This window comes from Streptomyces sp. CBMA152, assembly GCF_014596475.1.
GTDB lineage: Bacteria > Actinomycetota > Actinomycetes > Streptomycetales > Streptomycetaceae > Streptomyces.
Genome location: NZ_MECJ01000009.1, coordinates 164,569 through 184,558 on the forward strand (window position 1 = coordinate 164,569; position 19,990 = coordinate 184,558).

General features: G+C 72.1%; 3 protein-coding genes (1 of these 3 cut by a window edge). All 3 read right to left on the bottom strand.

The window, feature by feature from the left end:
- Tightly spaced (each overlapping or abutting the next), the 3 genes in view from BG418_RS08830 to BG418_RS39730 form a layout consistent with a single transcriptional unit that may run on beyond the window.
- The gene (locus tag BG418_RS08830) at positions 1-9,174 is read right to left on the bottom strand and encodes a non-ribosomal peptide synthetase (protein WP_188273166.1); all 9,174 of its coding nucleotides are present in this window, start codon (positions 9,172-9,174) and stop codon (positions 1-3) included.
- Positions 9,171-16,739, bottom strand: coding sequence for a non-ribosomal peptide synthetase (locus tag BG418_RS08835; RefSeq protein ID WP_188273167.1), 7,569 nt, complete (start codon positions 16,737-16,739; stop codon positions 9,171-9,173). Before BG418_RS08835 ends, BG418_RS08830 begins: the two co-directional genes overlap by 4 nt.
- Positions 16,736-19,990: the final stretch of an SDR family NAD(P)-dependent oxidoreductase gene (locus BG418_RS39730; RefSeq protein ID WP_223184546.1), read on the bottom strand. Its footprint extends 10,482 nt past the window's final position; 3,255 of the gene's 13,737 nt are visible here — the last part of the coding sequence; its start codon lies off the right edge, out of view; it ends in the stop codon at positions 16,736-16,738. The genes BG418_RS08835 and BG418_RS39730 overlap by 4 nt, the downstream gene beginning before the upstream one ends.

The window sequence follows — 19,990 nt, forward strand, 5'->3', positions numbered from 1 at the left end:
TCACAGCTCCGCGGCGGCCGCGGCCGCCCGTAGCTCGGCCAGGGCCGCACCCGGGTTCGCGACGATCTTCAGCAGCAGCCGCTCGTACAGCGCGGCCATCCGCTCGGCCGTCCGAGCAGCGAACAGATCGGTGCTGTATTCCAGATAGCCGTTCAGGCCCGCCGGAGTCTCCCGCACCACCAGGTTGAGGTCGAACTTCGCCACCCCGGCGTCCGAGGACACCGCCAGCGTGGCGAACTCCGGTACCGGAGCCTCCTCGCCCGGCGGCGTCGGCGCGGGCGCCGGGATCAGGTTGAACATGGCCTGGAACAGCGGCGAGTGCGCCGGATCGGGCTCGGCGACCAGCTCCTGGGCGAGTCGCGCGAACGGCACGTCCTTGTGCTCGTGCGCCTCGGCCGTGACCCGCTTGGCCTGGGCCAGGAGCTCGTCGAGGCTGCGCTCCCCCGCCGTGTCGAGCCGCAGCACCAGCACGTTGATGAAGTAGCCGATCAGCTGCTCAAGCGCCGGGTCCGGGCGGTTGGTCACCGGCGAGCCGATGGCCGCCTCGCGGTCCTCGCTGTAAGCGCCGAGCAGCACCGCGAAGGCGGACAGGAGCGTCATGTAGAGCGTGACACCCCGCTCCTGGCCGTACCGCCGCAGTTGTACGAGCAGCTCGGCCGGGACGTTCACCGCGACCGTCGAGCCCCGGTGGGACTTGACGGCGGGGCGGCGGTAGTCGGTGCGCAGCGAGAGGCAGGCCGGCAGCCCGGCCAGCTGACCGCGCCAGTACGCCTCCTGCCGGTCGAGCTCCGCCGCGTCGGCCGCGCGATGCTGCCAGAGTGTGAAGTCGGCGTACTGGAGCGGCAGTTCGGGCAGCTCCGGCTCGGCGCCCCGGCGCAGCGCCGTGTACACCGTGTTCAGCTCGGTCAGGAAGACGCCGGTGGACCAGCCGTCGAAGATGCCCCACGGACGGGTAACGACGGCGATGTGCTCGTGCGGCGACAGCGTCAGCAGATGCACCCGCAGCATATGGCGGTCCTGCGGCGCGAACGGCCGGGCACGCTCGGCCCGCAGCCACTCGGCCACCGCCGCGTCCCCGGCCATCTCCTCAAAGGCGACGGCGAAACCGCCGGCGCCGTTGACCTGCTGGACGTATGCCCCGTCGCGCAGGACATAGCTGGTGCGCAGCACCGCGTGCCGGGCCACCAGCGCCTCGAAGGCGCGGGCGTAGGCGGCGCGGTCCAGGGTGCCGACGATCCGGTAGGCCATCTGCACGTTGTCGTACGCCGTGCCCAGGTGCGCACGGTGGTTGAGGAACCACAGCTCGCTCTGCTGCAGCGAGAGCGGCGCGCTCAGGGCGCTTTCGCCCGGCGCGGGCAGCTCAAGCGCCATCGATTCGTCCGCCGGGGACTCCAGGGCCGCCGCCATCTCCTGGACGGTGGCGCCGCTCAGGATCACCTGGAGCGGCAGTTCCCTGCCGGTCTCCTGCTTGACCCGGATGGTGAGCCGGGTGGCGAGCAGCGAGTGGCCGCCCAGGTCGAAGAAGCCGTCTTCCAGACCGACCCGGCCAAGACCCAGCACGTCCTCGACCAGACGGCACAGCGTCCGCTCGGTCTCGGTGCGTGGGGCGACGTACACCTCCTTGTGGAGGTCGCTCTCGTCCGGGGCGGGCAACGCCTTCTTGTCGACCTTGCCGTTGGTGGTGATCGGCAGCTCTTCGAGCGCCACGAACACGCTGGGCACCATGTACTCGGGCACTCTGGCCGACAGGTGCTCGCGCAGCACCCGGGTCATGCTCTGGCCCATCCGCGCCACCTGCGGGGCGTTGGCGAGCTGTGGGCGGCGGTAGGCGCCGCGTGCCCGCACCCGGGGCAGCTCCCCCTTGCCGAGGACGAGGTCCAGGCCCTCGGGGCGGTCCTGCGACCAGGTCACGGCGACGGTGAACCCGCTCTCCTCCGCGTACCGCAGGGCCGACTCCAGCTCGCGTACCCGCTCGGTGGCCGCCGCGGACAGGCGGGCGCCGCCCGGCAGCGGGTCGATCGGGCGGTTGGCGGGCCAGCGCGTCAGGCCCTCGGCCACCAGGACGTCGTCCTCGATGCGGGGGTTGGTCAGGCCGGTGACACCGAACCGCTCGGGCACCTCGCCCGCCAGCAGGGCGCGCAGCGCCTGCGGCGAGTCGGCCCGCAGCCACGGCAGCGGCTCGGCGGGCGCGCTCGCGCCCTTGGTGAGCACCACGTCGTAGCGGTAGCTGAGCATCTCGTTGTCGCCCAGGCCCCGCTTGACCATCAGGTCGACGGCGCCCAGCTCCGGGAAGCGCTCGCCCAGGCCCGCGAAGAAGGTCGGGCTGACCAGCAGCTCGCCCTCCTGCCGGCGGCGGCGCTGGACCTGGGCGGCGAGCGCCCCGGCCGAGGTGCGCACCTGCGTACGGCTGCGCTCCATCGCGCCCAGGTGCGCGGAGAACAGGTCGAGGTTGCGGACGTCGCCGATCAGGATGCGGCCGCCGTCCTCGACCAGCGGCAGGATCTTGGCGATGGCCTCTTCCAGGTAGAGGCGGTTGGGGAAGTACTGGACGACGGAGTTGAGGACGACCGTGTCGAACGTGGTGCCTTCGGGTGCCGTCACCGACAGGGCGTCGCCCTGGCTCAGGGTGACGTGCGACCAGCCGCGCCGAGCGGCGCCGCGCTTCACCCCGGCGAGCGCCGAGGTGGAGATGTCGACGGCGTGCACCGACTCGCAGGCGCCCGCGTAGCGGTACAGGAGCAGTCCGGTGCCGCAGCCGATCTCCAGGAGCCGCCGGGGCCGCAGCTCCTCGATCTGCGCCACCGTGCCGTCGATCCACTCGCGCATCTCGGGCTCGGGGATGAGCTCACCGGTGTAACTGCTGTTCCAGCCGACCAGGTTGAGCTCGGCGTCGGCGGTCGCGTCGTCGGCCGCTGCGTACTGGTCCTCGAAGAGCTTCTGCCACTGGCCGAGGTGTTCGCCGTTCTGCTCCTCGGCGGCCGCGTCCAGCCAGGTGTCCGTGGGGCGGACGTAGGCGACGAGCGTCTTGGTGTCGCCGCTGTCGCGGGTGGTGACGACGGCGCTGTGCACCGAGGGGTGGGTGTGCAGCGCGCTCTCGATCTCGCCGAGCTCGACGCGGAAACCGCGCACCTTCACCTGGTCGTCGATGCGGCCGACGAACTCCAGGGCGCCGTCCGGCAGTCGGCGCACCAGGTCGCCGGTGCGGTACAGACGCGCGCCCGGAGCGTCGCAGAACGGGTCGGCGACGAACTTCTCCCCGGTCAGCTCGGGGTTGCCGAGGTAGCCGCGCGCCACACCCGCGCCGCCCACGCACAGCTCGCCCACCACGCCGCACGGCACCAGGCGCAGTCCGGGGCCGGTGACATGGGCGGTGGCCTGGCCGATGGGGCGGCCGATCGGGATCGGCGCGTCCTCGGCGAGGTCGCGCGGGATCTCGTGGCAGGTGGAGGCGATGCTGTTCTCGGTGGGGCCGTAGGCGTTGACGACGGTGAGGCCCGGGTGCGCCGCGTACAGCGTGCGCACGTCGCGGGCGGAGAACGCCTCGCCGCCCACGCCCAGATAGGCCAGCGGCAGCGTGCGGTGGCGGGAGGCCTCGGCGAACGCGGGCAGGAACGCGGCCGTCAGCGCCATCATGGTGACCCCGGAGCGCTCCACGCGGTCCAGCAGCTGCCCGACGTCCTTGGAGTCGCCGTCGTGCAGCACCAGCCGCCCTCCGTTGAGCAGCGGGCCGAGCACCTCCTGCGAGCCGACGTCGAACGAGATCGACGAGTGGTGCAGCACCACGGTCCGCTCGTCGGTCGGGAAGTACTCCCGGTTGCGCACCAGACGCACCACACCCCGCTGCTCGACGAGCACACCCTTGGGCACACCCGTGGAGCCAGAGGTGAAGATCACATACGCCAAGTGGTCGGGGGTGAGACCGAGTTCGGCGCCATTCAGGTTGTGCTCGGGGCGCTCAGCCAGAACCTGGACACCGTCCGCCGCGCGCTGCCCGGTGTCCAGGTGCAGCACGTCCGTGCCGTCGAGCAGGGCGGTCGGCAGATGCGACTGGCTGAGCACCAGGGTGACGCCGGAGCTCTCGATGAGCGTACGGATGCGGGCCTCGGGATAGCCCGGGTCGATCGGCACATAGGCGCCGCCCGCCTTCAGGATGCCGAGCAGGCCGACGACAAGCTCGGGCGAGCGCTCGGCGCACAGCCCCACCAGGGTGTCCGGGCCCACCCCCCGCTCACGCAGCGCGTGGGCTACGCGGTTGGCGCGGGCGTTGAGCTCGGCGTAGGTCAGCGCGGTGTCGCCGTGCTCGACGGCGACGGCGTCGGGCCGCCGCTCCACCTGCTCCTCGAACAGCTCGAAGAGACAGCTGTCCTGCGGATACGGGTGCGCGGTGGCGTTCCAGTCGATGAGCAGCCGACGGCGCTCGGGTGCGGGCAGGATGTCCATGGTGAGCGCTTCGGTGCTCGCGCCGCCGTCGGTGGCCAGCGCGGTGACGATGCCGGTCAGCGCCGCTTCGAGGTAGCCGATCAGCGCATCGGGCGACAGCGAGGCGTCGACCTGGGCATTGAGGGAGAGCTCGGTGCCGGTGTCGTCGATGGACAGACCCACCGGGTAGTTGGTGCGGTCGACCGAGCCGAGCCAGCGCACGCCCTGGGCGTCGGTGCCGGTGGGCGCGTCGTCGTCGCGGCCGGGCTCGAAGTGACGGAAGTTGACCATCGAGCTGAAGAGCGGGACGTCACCCTCGACCCCGCTGCACCGCTGGGCGGCGATCAGCGAGCTCTGCTCGTACGTGATCAGCTCCTTGAGCGCGGAGTCGACCTCGGCGACCAGCTCGCCCACGGTGCGCCCGGCCAGGCGCACCCGCAGCGGCAGGGTGTTGATGAAGTTGCCCAGCATCCGCTCCACGCCGGGGACGCCCTGCAGACGGCCCGACAGGACGGTGCCGAACACCACGTCGTCGCGGCCGCTGCACGCCGCCACCACCACGGACCAAGCCGCGTGGCACAGAGCCGCCGGGCTGGTGCGCAGCCGCTGGGCCTGGGCGCGCAGATCGCGGGTCAGGCCCGGCGCCAGCGAGCGCCGCAGATCGCGCACCCCGCGCCCGTCGCCGCGCACATCGCTCAGGCCGAACGGCGTGGTCGGCTCGGTGACGTCGCCGAGCCGGTCGCGGAAGAACGTCTCGGCGTCGTCCGAGGCCACCCGGTGCAGGGTGTGGGCGACGAAGTCGCGGTAGGGCGCGGGCGGCGCGAGGCGGTCGACGCGCCCCGACATATGGGTGACGAGCTCGTCGAGGATCAGGCGCAGCGAGGTCGCGTCCTCGATGAGGTGGTGTGCGCTGAGCAGCAGGAACTGCCGCGCGGAGTGCGGGTCCTGGGCAAGGGCCAGCTTCAGCAGCGGGGCTCGGCCGAGCGTCATCCGTCCGGGCTGCTCCAGCAGAGCGCGGGCCTGCTCCTCGGCGTCCCGGTCCGGGTCGAGGCTCACGTGCTCGACGGGCAGCTGGGCGGTGCGGTGGACGACCTGCACGGGTTCGCTCAGCCCGGCCGTCAGCACGGCGGTGCGCATCACGTCGTGCCGGTCGATCAGCGACTGGAGCGCGGCGGCGAACGCGTCCCCGGCGGCCGCGTCCCCGGCGGCCAGCAGGATCGGGATGACGTACGGGTCGTTGTCGGGATCCATCAGGTGATGGAAGAGGATGCCTTCCTGCGAGGGCACCAGCGGGTAGATGTCCTGCACGTTGGGCGCCCCGCCGGGCACGGTCGCCACCACCGTGTCGAGCTGTGCCTGGGTGAGGTCCACCAGCGGCAGCATCGCGGGGGTGATCCGCTCGCAGTGCGCCGGTATGAGGTTCGGCGGGACGGTGAAGTCGGCGTGCGCCTCGGCGCCGTCGATCTCTGCCGCGAGCAGCGCCAGGGTGGGGGCGTTGAACACCGCCCGGACGGTGACGGCGAGGCCGTGCTCCTTCAGGCGGGCGATCAGGACGGTGATGAGCAGCGAATGGCCGCCCAGCGCGAAGAAGTTGTCCTCGGCGCTGATCTTCTGCCCGTCGAAGCCGAGCAACTCGGCCCAGACGTCCGCGAGCAGCTGCTCGGTACCGGGGCGTGGGGCGACGTAGGCACGCTGGGCGTAGGCGTCGATGCCCGGTGCGGGCAGGCTCTTGCGGTCGAGCTTGCCGTTGGCGGTGACGGGCAGCGCGCCCAGGACCACGAAGGCGCTGGGCACCATGTATTCGGGCAGGGCGCGCTCCAGGTGCGCGGCGAACTCGCCGCGGTGGTCGGCGGGTTCGCCTTCCAGGACCGTGTACGCCACCAGCTGCGGGCTGCCGGGCTGGTCCTCACGGACGACCACGACGCACGCGCGCACTGCAGGGTGCTGGGCCAGGCGATGTTCGATCTCGCCGAGCTCGATGCGGTAGCCGCGCAGCTTGACCTGGTCGTCGATGCGCCCCAAAAACTCCAGGGTGCCGTCGGCGAGCCGCCGCACCAGGTCGCCGGTCTGGTACATCCGGGCGCCCCGCGCGTCGTCGAACGGGTTGGGCACGAACCGCTCGCGGGTCAGGTCCGGGTTGTTGAGGTAGCCGCGCGCGAGCCCGGCCCCGGCGATGTACAGCTGGCCCACGCACCCGATGCCCTGCGGCTCCAACGCCTCGTTCAGGACGTGCAGTTGGATGTTGTGGATGGGGCTGCCGATGGGGACCCTGCGCAGCGGCCGGTCGGCCGGGCAGGTCCAGTGGCTGACGTCGACGGCCGCCTCGGTGGGGCCGTACAGATTGTGCAGCGGGGCGGGGTGCAGGGCGTAGTGCCGGGCGCAGAGATCGCCGGGCAGGGCCTCGCCGCTGCAGAACACCTGGCGCACCGAGGCGCAGTCGGCCCAGCCCGCCTGCTCCACGACCGCGCGCAGCATCGACGGCACGAAGTGCAGGGTGGTCACGCCGGTGCGACGGATGAGGGAGAGGAGGTAAGCGGGGTCCTTGTGGCCCTCGGGCTCGGCGACGACGAGGCGCGCGCCCGCCATCAGCGGCCAGAAGAACTCCCACACCGACACGTCGAAGCCGAACGGCGTCTTCTGCAGGACGACGTCGTCCTCGCCCAGGTCGTAGGTGTGCTGCATCCACTCGATGCGGTTCACCGCCGCGCGGTGCTCGATCATCACGCCCTTGGGGCGGCCGGTGGATCCGGAGGTGTAGATGACGTACGCCAAGTGGCCCGCGTTCAGCACGAGTTCGGCCGGGTCGAGGTTGTCCTCGCCCAGGCCGGTGAGCTCCTCGCCCGCGTGCGCGACCCGTCCCTGGGCGTCGACGGTGAGCAGATGCGATACGCCGGACACCGCGTCGGTGTCCAGGTGCGGCTGGGTGAGGACGACCTCGACGCCGGAGCTCTCGATCACGTACGCGGTGCGCTCGGCGGGGTGGGTGGGCTCGATGGGCAGATAGGCGCCGCCCGCTTTCTGGATGCCCAGGATCGCGGCCACCATCTCCACGGAGCGTTCCATGCGCAGGCCGACCACGGTGTCCGGGCCGACGCCATGGCGCCGCAGGGCGTGCGCGAGGCGGTTGGCGCGGGCGTTGAGCTCGGCGTAGCTGAGCGTGTCGTCGCCGAACACGAGCGCGATGCGCTCGGGGTGGCGCGCCACGGCCGCCTCGAACAGCTCGTGCAGACAGCTCTCGTCGGAGAAGGGGTGGCGGGTGTCGTTCCACCGGTCGAGGACCTGGTGGCGCTCGGCCTCGTCGAGCGCGGAGAGGCGGGAGATGCGCGCGCCGGGCTCGTCGGCGACAGCGGCGAGCAGCCGGGTGTAGTGGGCGATGAAGCGCCGCACGGTCGCGCTCTCGTACAGCGCTGTGGTGTACTCCACCGCGCCGACCAGCCCGTCCGGCGTCTCGCGCAGATCCAGGGTGAGGTCGAACTTGGTGATGTCGAAGTCGAACTCGATCAGCGAGACGTCGAGCGCGCCGAGCCGGACCTCGCGCTCGGACTGCGCCTCCTGGAGCACGAACATGGTCTGGAAGACCGGCGAGTGGCTGAGGCTGCGCTCCAGGTTCAGCGCGTCCACGACCGCCTCGAACGGCACGTCCTGGTGGTCGTAGGCCTCCAGCGCGCCCTCCTTGACCCGGGCGAGCAGCTCGGGGAAGGACGGGTCGCCGGACAGGTCGGTGCGCATGACCAGGGTGTTGGCGAAGAACCCGATCAGGCCCTCGGCCTCCAGCCGATTGCGGCCCGCCACCGGGGTGCCCACCGCGATGTCGCTCTGGCCGGTGTACTGATGCAGGGCCAGCGTGTACACCGCGAGCAGCGTCATGTATAGGGTGACGTCGTGCCGCTCGCTCACCTCGCGCAGCCGCCGCAGCAGCTCGGGCGGGCAGGTGAACCGCTCGTGCCTGCCCTGGTACGTCTTGAGCTCGGGGCGCGGCAGGTCGGCGGGCAGGGTCAGCCGGGCGTCGACCCCGGCCAGGCGCTCCTTCCAGTAGCCGACCTGGCGCTCCTGCACCTCGTCGACCAGCCACTGGCGCTGCCAGTGCGCGTAGTCCGCGTACTGGATCGACAGTTCGTCGAGCGGCGACTCGGCGCCCGCGCAGTACGCCTCGTACAGCGTGACCAGCTCGCGGAAGAAGACGCCGAGCGACCAGCCGTCACAGACGCTGTGGTGCATGGTCACCAACAGGACGTGTGCCCGCTCGGACTCGCGCAGCAGACGGACCCGGATCAGGGACTCGTGCGCCAGGTCGAAGGGTGCGACGGCCTCGCGCTCGCACACTCCGGCGAGCTCCGCCGGGTCGGCGAGCTCCTCGTAGGCCACGGCGAAGTCGCTGCCGTCGCCTATCTCCTGGTACGGGACGCCGTCGCGTTCCACGAAGCGGGTGCGCAGCGCCTCGTGGCGCTGGACGATCCGGGCCAGCGCCCGCTGCAGGGCGGGGCGGTCCAGGGGACCGCTGAGCCGCAGCGCCATCGGGATGTTGTAGTACGCGCTGGTCCCGTCCAGCTGGGCCAGGAACCACAGCCGCTGCTGGGCGAAGGAGAGCCGCACCGGCTCGGTCGCGGACCGGGGGTGCCGGGGGATGGTGTCGAGCGCGGAGAGGTCCACGCCCTGCTTGCGCAGCAGCGCGATCAGGGCGCGCTGCCGCTTGGCGGGCAGCGACCTGATCTTCTTGATCAGGTCGGCGCTGGCGTCGTTCACAGTGGTCATCATCGGCCCCGGGTTTCCTGGTTCTGGCTTTCCAGAGCGTCCAGCTCTTCGTCGCTCATGCTCTCGATCAGACCGAGGCTCTCGCGGATCCTATCCACGTCGAGCAGGCCGTCCTGCCCGCCCGGGGGCGCATGTCGCTCCAGCTCAGCGGCCATGCCGGCGAGCGTCGGGGCGTCGAAGACGACCTGGATGGGCAGGTCCGCGCCGCTGTGCTGCTTGAGGCGGTTCACCAGTCGGGTCACCAGCAGCGAGTTGCCGCCCAGGGCGAAGAAGTTGCTGTCCACGCCGAGGTGCTCCACGTCGGTGTGCAGCAGTTCGGCCCAGACGGCTGCGACGGCGCGCTCGGTGTCGGTGCGGGGCGCGACCAGGCGCTCGCCCCGGCTCCGGGCACTCTCGGGGTCAGGCAGCGCCCGGTGGTCCAGCTTGCCGTTCTGGGTGAGTGGCAGTGCTTCGAGCAGGACCTGGGCGGCCGGGACCATGTACTCGGGCAGGGTCTCGCTCAGGGCGGTGCGGACGTCGTCGAGCAGCGCGGTGCGCGCCGCCCAGCTCGGCGGGGCCTCCTTTTCGCCGGATTCGGGCGCGCGGGCGCCCTCCTCGCGGATCGCGTACACGTTGTAGAGCGGGGTGCCCTGGAGCAGCCGGTTGTCCTGCTCGCTGACCACCCGGTAGCCGAGCGCTCGCAGCAGGGTCTCTACCTTCTCCAACTGGCCGTCCACGTCGTGGAGTTCCACCACCAGCTGGCGGATCTTGGGCCAGTCACGCCAGGAGATGCCCTTGAGCACCTCGTACTCGGCGTTCTCCACATCGATCTTCAGCAGGTCGATGCGGTCCAGGCCCTGCTCGGCCACGATCTCCGAGAAGGTACGCAGTTGGCAGGTGAACCGCTCGCTGTCCAGACGCGCGTCGACCAGCTCGGCCACCAGCTCGTCACCGGCGACCGTGCCGTCCTCGGTCAGCTCCTCCTGGTTGCGCAGGTAGGAGCGGACCATCTCGTGCGCCTGCTCGGCGGTGGTGACGCTGCTGGAGATGACGGTGTTGTGGCGGTAGAAGGTGAACGTCTCCTCCTTGGCCTCGGCCGCCAGGCCGCACGCGAACACCTGGGCGTTCAGCCCGTGCAGCTCCACGTTGCGGCGCAGCGAGTCGAAGACCGGCGGGATCGGCTCGAAGGCGAAGATGCGCGCGCCGGGGCAACGCGACCCCACGAACAGGGTGAACAGGCCGATGTTGGCACCGACGTCGACGATCGTGTCGCCGTCGCGGATGGTGATGCCGTTGCGCAGGTATTCGAGGTTGGTGAAGATCTCCTCGTAGACGAAGTCCGTCTCGCTGCGGTTCTGCTGGAACACCGTCATGCCGCCCGGCAGTTCGTACGTCCGCTCCAGTACCTCGGGCTCGGTGCGCTCGATCCGCAGCAGCTCGCGCACCGCGTGCGCGCGCTCGGCCGAGGGCACGACGTAGGACACCAGGCGCTGGTCGCCCTCGCCGTACTCGCGCACCACCACGCGCGCGTCCTGGACGCCCGGGTGGGCCAGCAGCTTCGCCTCGATCTCACCGAGCTCGATACGGAAGCCGCGCACCTTCACCTGGTCGTCGTTGCGGCCCAGGTACTCCAGGGTGCCGTCGGGCAGCACCCGGGCCAGGTCGCCGGTGCGGTACATCCGGGCGCCCGGCTCGGGGCAGAACGGGTCGTCGAGGAAGCGCTCGGCGGTCAGCTCGGGCCGGTTGAGGTAGCCGCGGGCCACCCCATCGCCGCCGACGTACAGCTCACCGACCGCGCCGACGGGGGCGGGCCGCCCGTGCCGGTCCAGGACGTAGGTGCGCAGGTCGGGGATCCGCTCGCCGATCGGGCTCACCGCGAGCTCGGCGTCGGCCTCGGTGAGCGGCCGGTAGGTGACGTGCACGGTGGTCTCGGTGATCCCGTACATGTTGATCAGCCGGGTGCCCTTGTTGGCCGCGCGGCGCAGCCACGGCTTGAGGGCGGGGACGTCCAGCGCCTCGCCGCCGAAGACGACCGTGCGCAGCCGGTGCGCGGCCGGGCTGTCGCCCTGGGCCGCGATCAGCTGCCGGAAGGCACTGGGCGTCTGGTTGAGGACGGTCACCCCCTCAGCGCACAGCAGGGCGTAGAAGTCCTTCGGGTTGCGGGTGGTGGCCTGCGGCACGATCACCAGACGGCCGCCGTGCAACAGCGCGCCCCAGATCTCCCACACGGAGAAGTCGAAGGCGAACGAGTGGAACAGCGTCCACACGTCGTCGCGGCCGAAGCCGAACCACGGCTCGGTGGCGGTGAACAGCCGGGTGGCGTTGCGGTGTTCGACCATCACGCCCTTGGGCGTGCCGGTGGAGCCTGAGGTGTAGATCACGTACGCCATGTGAGAGGGCGTCAGACCCGTGGTGGCGACGGGCAGATCGGTGTCCGGGCGGTCGGCCCAGAGCCCCGCGTCGGCCCGTACGTCCACCACCGGCACCTCGGGGGCGCGCAGCCCCTCGGGCAGCGGGCCGTCCACCAGCAGGGCGCGCGGCGCGCTGTCGGTGAGCAGATGGCCGAGGCGGTCCACCGGGGATGCCGGGTCGAGCGGCACATACGCGCCGCCCGCCTTGAGGACCGCGAGCAGGCCGATCACGATGTGCTCGCTGCGCGGCAGGCAGAGCGCGACCAGCACGTCCGGGCCGACGCCCAGCTCGCGCAGATGGCGGGCGAGCCGGTTGGCACGGGCGTTCAGCTCGCGGTAGGTGAGGTTCTCGGCGCCGTAGGACAGGGCGACGGCGTCGGGCGTCGCGGCGGCGGCCGCTTCGAACCGCTCGTGCAGCGCGCGGTCGTCCGCGTACGAACGCGGGCGGCGGTTGTCGTCGACGAGCAGCTGTCGGCGCATCGCCTCGGGCAGCACGGAGATGTCCAGGGCGGCCACCGGCTCCTCGGCGTCGAGTGCGCCGAGCAGCCCGGTCATGGCGGCTTCCAGGTACGCGATGACCAGGGCGGCGTCCTGCGCCTGGTCGATCTGCGCGTCCACGGAGAACGAGTGCCCCAGGTCGTCGACCGAGAGCGCGACCGGGTAGTTGCTGCGCTCGATCACCCCGGCCAGTGACTTTACGCCCGCGCGCTCCAGCTCGTCCTCGTCGATGCGGTCGTCGGACTCCAGATGACGGAAGTTGAAGATCGCGTTGAAGAGCGGGGTGTCGCGGGGCACATCGCTGTGGCGGTGGGCGACGGCGAGCGGAGTCTGCTCGTGGCGCACCAGTTCGCGCAGCGCGCGGTCGGTCTCGGCCACCAGCTCGCGCACGTCGCGCCCGGTGAGGTCGAGCCGGACCGGCAGGGTGTTGATGAAGTTGCCGAGCATCCGCTCGATCCCCCGGGGGCCCTGCAGGCGCCCGGACATCACGGTCCCGAACACCACGTCGTCGCGCCCGGCGCAGGCCGCGACGACCAGCGCCCAGCCGGCGTGGAAGAGCGTCGCCGGACTGACCCGCAGTTCCTTGGCCCGGGTGCGCACCCGCTCGCCGAGCTCCGCATCGAGCGGCTTGCGCAGGTCGGCGACCCGGCGCCCGTCGCCGTGCACGTCGTGCATGGCGAAGAGCACGGTGGGCTCGGTGACGGAGCCGAGCCGGTCGCCGAAGTAGGCGGCCGGGTCCAGGGCCTTGGCCCGGTGGGCGGCGTGCGCGATGAAGTTGCGGTACGGCTCGGGGGCGGCCAGCTCGTCGGCCCGGCCCGTCATGTGCGCCACGAGCTCCTTGAACAGGAAGCCGAGGGAGGTGGCGTCGTCGATGACGTGGTGCAGATTGAGCACCGCGGACCACTGCCCGCTGTGCGGGTCGCGGACCGCTCGCAGCCGGATCAGCGGAGCCCGGTCCAGGCGCATCGCCTGCGAACCGGCCAGCAGCTTCTGGATCTCGTCGGCCGCACAGCTGTCAGGAGCGACCGCGAGCTCGTCCACGGTGAGCTCGGCACGGCGGACGACCACCTGCACGGGCTGCGCGAGACCGTCGGTGAGGATCGCGGTGCGCAGTGCGTCGTGGCGGGCGATCACCGCACGCAGGGCGTCGGCGAAGCGGTCCAGGTGGTCGCGGCTGTCGAAGGAGAACACTCCGGACAGCACATACGGGTCGCGGCCGCTCTCCTTGAGGTGGTGGAAGAGCATGCCCTCCTGGAGGGCGGCCAGCGGGTACACGTCCTGGAGGTTGGCGGCGCCGCCGGGCACGGCCGCGACGACCGCCGCCAGCTCGTCCTCGGTCAGCTCCACCAGCGGCAGCATGTCGGGCGTGATCCGGATGCAGCCCTCGGGAACGCGCGCGGTGGGGACCACGAAGGTGTCCCTCGCGCCGCTGCCGTCCACGGACGCGGCGAGCTCCGCCAGCGTGGCCGCCGCGAAGACCGCGGGCAGGTCGCAGTGGAGCCCGGCGGCGGTCAGCCGCGCGGTGAGCTTGGGGATGAGCAGCGAATGGCCGCCCAGCGCGAAGAAGTTGTCCTCGACGCTGATCCGGTCCGCCGCGAACCCGAGCAGTTCGGCGCAGATCCCGACCAGGACCTCCTCGGCCGGGGTGCGCGGGGCGACGTAGGCGTGCACCGCGTACGCACCGGCGTCCGGCGCGGGCAGCGCCTTGCGGTCGAGCTTGCCGTTGGCCGTGACGGGCAGGGCGTCGAGGCGGACCAGGGCGCCGGGGACCATGTAGTCGGGCAGCGCGTCCTTGAGGTGGGCGAGCAACTCGGCGTGATGGTCGCGGCCGGGCACCTCGTCGAAGGCCGTCTCAAGCACCACGTAGCCGACCAGGCGGGGGTCGCCGGGGCTGTCCTCGCGGGCCAGCACCGCGCACGCGCGCACCTCGGGGTGGGCGCCGAGCCGGGCCTCGATCTCATCGAGCTCGATGCGGAAGCCGCGCACCTTGACCTGGTTGTCGATGCGGCCGAGGAACTCCAGGGTGCCGTCTCCGAGACGCCGCACCAGGTCGCCGGTGCGGTACATCCGGGCGCCGGCAACCGTGGCGAACGGGTTCGGCACGAACCGGTCCCGGGTCAGCTCCGGGTTGTTGAGGTAGCCCCGCGCCAGGCCGTCCCCCGCGATGTACAGCTCACCGGCGCAGCCGACCCCCGCCAACTGGCCGAAGTCGTCGAGCACATGGAGCTGGATGTTCTGGATCGGGCGGCCGATCGGGACCGTGCGCGCCCCCTCCCCCGGCGGGCAGGTCCAGTGGCTGACGTCGATGGCGGCCTCGGTCGGGCCGTACAGGTTGTGCAGCGGCGCGCGGTGCACCGCGTAGTGGCGCGCCGGTAGCTCGGGCGGCAGGGCCTCGCCGCTGCAGAACACCCGGCGCACGGAGGTGCAGCGGGCCCAGCCCTCGTTCTCCACCATCAGGCGCAGCATGGAGGGCACGAAGTGCAGGGTCGTCACACCGGTACGGCGGATCAGCGAGACGAGGTAGTCGGGGTCCTTGTGGCCCTCGGGTTCGGCGACGACCAGCCTGGCACCGTTCAGGAGCGGCCAGACGAACTCCCACACCGACACGTCGAAACTGAACGGCGTCTTCTGTAGCACGACGTCGTCCACGTCGAGGCGGTACGCGTTCTGCATCCACTCGATGCGGTTCACGGCCGCCCGGTGCTCGACCATCACGCCCTTGGGGCGGCCGGTGGAGCCGGAGGTGTAGATGACGTACGCCAGGCTGCGCGCGGTGGCGGCGCAGGCGCCCGCGACGGACCGCTCGGACCCGGCGCCCTCGACGCGGCCCTCCCGGTCGAGGTACAGCACCTCGCGGGCGGCGGACAGGACGTCGCCCCTCACGTGCCGTTGAGCGAGCACCAGGCGGGCGCCCGAGTCCTCGATCATGTACGCGAGGCGGTCGGCCGGATAGCCCGGCTCCAGCGGCAGATAGGCGCCGCCCGCCTTCATGACCGCCCACAGGGCGACCACCATCTCGACGGACCGCTCCATGCAGACGCCGACCACGGTGTCCGCGGTGACGCCGCGCCCGCGCAGCTCGGCGGCGACCTCGTCGATCCGCGCGGCCAGCTCGGCATACGTCAGGGAGCGCTCGCCGAACACCACGGCGGTGCGCTCGCCGTGGCGCGCCACGGCGGCGTCGAGCAGTTCGGGCAGCGAGCTGGCGTCGGAGTAGGGGCGCCGGGTGTCGTTCCACTCCACCAGCAGCCGGTGCCGCTCCTGGTCCGACAGGTGCGAGGCGGCCGACAGCGGCCGCTCGGGGCCGTCCAGCAGCGCGTCCAGGAGCCGCTGGTAGTGGCCGAGGAACCGCTCGACGTCGGCTGCCTCGAAGCGCTGGGCGTCATACCTCAGGTGCAGCGCGTAGTCGTCGGCGTTCTCGAAGACCTCCAGGTGGAGCTTGAACTCCCCCTCTTGCGAGATGCCTTCGACGAACCGCATCGATCGCGCGAGCTCCAGGCCGAGCACCTCGTCCGCGACATGCATCATGCGCTGGTTCTGGAAGACGTAGGAGACCTGGAAGACCGGCGAGGAGTCCGGGTCGGCCTTGAGGTTCAGGTCCTGCACCATGCGCGGGAACGGGTATCCGGCGTGGTCGAGCCCATCGGCCAGGACCAGGGAGAGCTCGCGCACGTAGTCGCGGAACGGCACGTCCTGCTGCGGCCCGAACCGCACCGGCACCATGTTGACGAAGTAGCCCACCGAATCGGCGTACGCGAGGTCCGGGCGGCCCATCGACGGCACGCCGACGATCAGGTCGCGCTCGCCGCTGTAGCGGTGCAGCAGCAGTTCGTACACCGCGAGGAAGAGCACGGCGGGCCGCACTCCGCTCTCCGCGCACCAGCTGCGCATCCGGCCGCCGGCCGCGCCGGAGAGCGCGAGAGAGGCACTGCGGCCGAGCACCGGCGCGCCGGGGGCCGGGGCGCGCTCGACGCCGAGGCGGAGCACGGGCAGGTCGCCCGCCAGCGTCCGCTGCCAGAACGCGCGGTGGCGCGCGCCCTCGGGCCCGTCGAGGAAGGCCTGCTCCCATCGGACGAACTCGTCGTACGCATCCGGCGCGGGCGAGCTCCAGTCGGCGCCGCGCACCAGCGCCTCGTACGCCGACGCCAGGTCCCGCAGGAACAGCGGGGTGGAGGCGCCGTCGAAGACGAGGTGGTGGAAGACCAGCAGGACGACGGCTCCGGGGGCGTCCGTCTCATAGACGTACGCCCGCGCCAGCGGGTCCGACGCCAGGTCGAACGGGGTCTTCGCCGCCCGGCGCACCTCGGCGAGCAGCGCGTCCTCGCCAAGACCCGGCACCCGCTCGTGGCGGAAGTGGACCGGCCGGTCGGGGCGGGCGATGAGGTAGGGCGAGCCGTCCCGCTCCGTCACCCCGCTGGAGAGCTGGGCATGGGCCGCCACGGCCAGGGCGAAGGCCCGGCGCAGCCGGTCGACGTCCAGGGGCGCCTCGGTGCGGAAGCAGACCGGGACGTTGTAGACGTCCGCGTCGGGCCGCAGCCGGTGGAGCAGCCACAGGCCCTTCTGGCCCTCGGAGAGGGGGCGTTCGGCCGGGTGCCGCTGGAGCTCTTCGTAGAAGGCGAGAACGTCGTCGGCGGAGAGGGTGCCCGCCTTGAAGCCCGCCAGTATCTGATCCTCGTTCACGCGCTCGGTGCTTCCTTCATGAGTGCCTTCAGATCTTCGAGGCTGACGTGCCCCTGCCGGAACTGCTCCAGCGCCCGGGCCTTGGCGGCACGGGGGTCTTCGGTGTCCGGACCCGGGCCGGGAGCCGGGTCGGTGGCGGGCTCGGCGGCGCCGGTCGCGGCGCGGAGCTCGGTGAGGCGGGCCGCGATGCGTTCGAGGGTGCCGCCCTCCAGCAGGTCGCGGGTGGACAGGCGCAGCCCGAGGTCGGCCTCGACCCGGCGCTGGAGCCGCGACCAGAGGATGGAGTCCACGCCGAAGCCGTGCAGGTCCTTGTCGGCGGGCAGTTCGCCCGCGTCCAGGCCCAGGGCGTCGGCGAAGAAGCCCGCGAGGTAGGCGGTCAGGTCGTCGGGGGCCTGCGCGGCCCCGGACGGCTGCGGTGCACCGGCGCCTTGCGCGGCCTCTCGGGGCTGCGGTTCCCTGTCGGCCACCGGCTGCTCGTCCCGCCCGGGCTGCTGCCCGTCCGGCCGCGGCTGCTGCCAGGTGCGGCCGATCCAGTACCGCTTGCGCCGGAACGGCGTCGTCGGCAGGGTGACCCTCCTGCGGGGCCGGCCCGTGTGCAGCGCGTCCCAGTCGACCTTGGCGCCGCCGACCCACAGCCCGGCGAGCCGGTCCAGGTCGCCGTCGGCGACCAGCGCGGCGACGAACGCCTCGCCGTGCACGCCGGAGAGCAGGGCGGTCAGCGGGTTGGCGCCGTCCTCGGCGTTGCCCGCGTGGACCTGGACTCCGAGCGCCTCGGCAGCAGCGTCCGCCTCGCCAAGGTGGTGGGCGAGCGCGGCGCTCAGCTCGGCCCGCGAGCCCACGACGGCAGCGAACCGCTCAGGCAGCGCCTCGCGCCCGCTCTGGAGGGTGTACGCGAGGTCCGCGAGGCCGGTGGAGGCGTCGCCGTCGATGCAGTCGAGCAGCTGTCGGACCGTGTCGCGCAGCCGCTCGGGGTCCTTGGCCGAGACCACGACGAGCTGCGGCCCGCCGTCGTCCGCCACCGCTTCCACGGCCGCAGCCGGGGCCTCTTCGACGACCAGGCTGACGTAACTGCCGCCCGCGCCGACGGAGTTGATCAGACCGCGGCGCACGCCCTGCCCCTCGGTGGCGCGCGGCTGCCACGGCGCGAGCCGCTCGGACAGCTCGAAGGGCGCGGCTTCGAAGTCGAGGTTCGGGTTGGTGCTACCGGACCCGACCAGCGGGGCGAGCTCACGGTGGCGCAGCTGGAGCACCACCTTGGTCAGCTGGGCGATGCCGGAGGCCGCCTCGGGGTGGCCGAGGTTGGACTTCACCGAACCGAGCGCGACCGGCTCGGGCACCGCGCCGAAGACCTCGCGCAGCGCGCTGAACTCGACGGCGTCGCCGAGCGCCGACCCGTTGGCCGCCGCCTCCACGTAACCGATCGACTCGGGCGCCGCACCGGCGCGCTCCAACGCCCGCCGCATCACGGCGACCTGGGTGCGGTGGCTGGGCGTCATGAAACCGTTGGCCCGGCCGCCGTGCAGCGAGGCGCTCCCCTTGACGACCGCGTGCACGGTGTCGCCGTCGCGCAGGGCTGCGGCCAGCGGCTTCAGCAGCACCGCGCCGACGGCTTCGGCGGGCAGGTACCCGTCGCCGTCACGGAAGCTGCGGCTGCCCGGGTGGCTGCCCAGGAGCTGTGCCTGGGAGAGCGCGAGGTACTTGTCCGGGTGGACGGTCAGGTTCACACCGCCTGCGATCGCCAGCTCGCTCTCCCCGCGCAGCAGGTCCGCGCAGGCGAGGTGGATCGCCTGGGCCGAGGACGAGCACATGCTGTCCACGGCCAGGCTGGGGCCTTCGAGCCCGAAGAAGTACGAGACCCGGTTGGCGATCATGTTGTACGAGGTCGCCGAGGTCAGCGCCGCGCGCGGCACATCGGCCTCGTCGGCCCGGTACATCTGGTACATCGAGCCGACGTACACGCCGACCCGGCGACCGTAGCGCCGCTCGATGGTGTCCTGGGTGATCCCGGACCCCTCAAGCAGGTCCCACACCGTCTCCAGGAAGAGCCGCTGCTGCGGGTCCATCGCCTCGGCCTCGCGGGGCGAGATACCGAAGAACAGCGGGTCGAACCGGTCGATGCCGTCAAGGAAGCCGCCCCAGCGGCAGTACGTGCGGCCGGGCGCGTCCCGGTCCGTGTCGAACAGGGCGTCGTGGTCCCAGCGCTCGGCCGGCACCTCGGTGACGCTGTCCTTGCCGGACCGCAGGTTCCCCCAGAACGCGTCCAGGTCCGCGGCCTGCGGGTAGCGCCCGCTGATCCCGATGATCGCGACGTCCTGGTCGACGGGCGCGGGAGCGGGGCGCGGGGACCGGTCGGCCACGGCGGTGACGGCCGCCGCCGTGCGCACGGGCTCGGCGGGCCGGGCGACGCCCGGGGCCGGGCGCGGCGCCCTGGGCTCACCGAACATCGTCCGCAGCACGCCCTCGTACTCGGCCACGAAGTGCTCCCCCAGCGCGCGGACCGTCTGGATCTCGAAGAACAGCGTCTTCGAGAGCGGGCCGAAACTCTCCTCCAGGCGGGCGATCAGATCGGTCGCCACGACCGAGTCCATTCCGTACCGCTCCAGCGCCGTGTCGGCGTCGAGCCGCTCGACGCCCAGCTTGAGGGCCCCGGCGAGCAGCTGCCGCAGGTGGCGGACGGTACGGTCCACGAGCGCGCGGTCGGCGCCCGATGCGGGTTGCTCCTGTTGCACCGCTTCCCCTTCCCCGGTTGTCATATGACGGGCTGTCAGCCTCGGTAGCAGCGCCTCGCGGTTGCCCGCGACGACCACCAGGCGGCCCTCGTCCAGGCCGTTGTCGTGCGCGGCCGCGCCGACGCGCAGGGCGCGCAGGGCGCTGCCGGTGTCCAGGGGCGCGAGGTCCATCTGCCTCAGCTGCTCCTTGGTCGCGTCGTTCACCCGCATGCCACCGTCCTCCCAGAGCGGCCAGTTGACGCAGAGCGTCGTGCCGTGCCGCAGCCCGGCGCCGACGAGGCGGTTGCGGTGGGCCGCGTAGGCGTCCATGAAGGCGTTGGCGGCGGCGTAGTCGGCCTGCCCGGGGTTGCCGAAGGCGCCGCTGGTGGACGAGAAGCAGCAGAAGAGCTCCAGCGGGTGCCCCTTGCTCGCCTCGTCCAGGTTGACCAGGCCGGACACCTTGGGGGCCAGCACGCGGGCCAGTTCCTCGGGCGTCTTCTTGACGATGAAGCCGTCGTTCAGCACACCGGCGCTGTGCACGAT

Bases quoted from the DNA above. Each gene is read 5' to 3' on its own strand.
- BG418_RS08830 (WP_188273166.1), bottom strand. From the start codon at position 9,174: ATGATGACCACTGTGAACGACGCCAGCGCCGACCTGATCAAGAAGATC.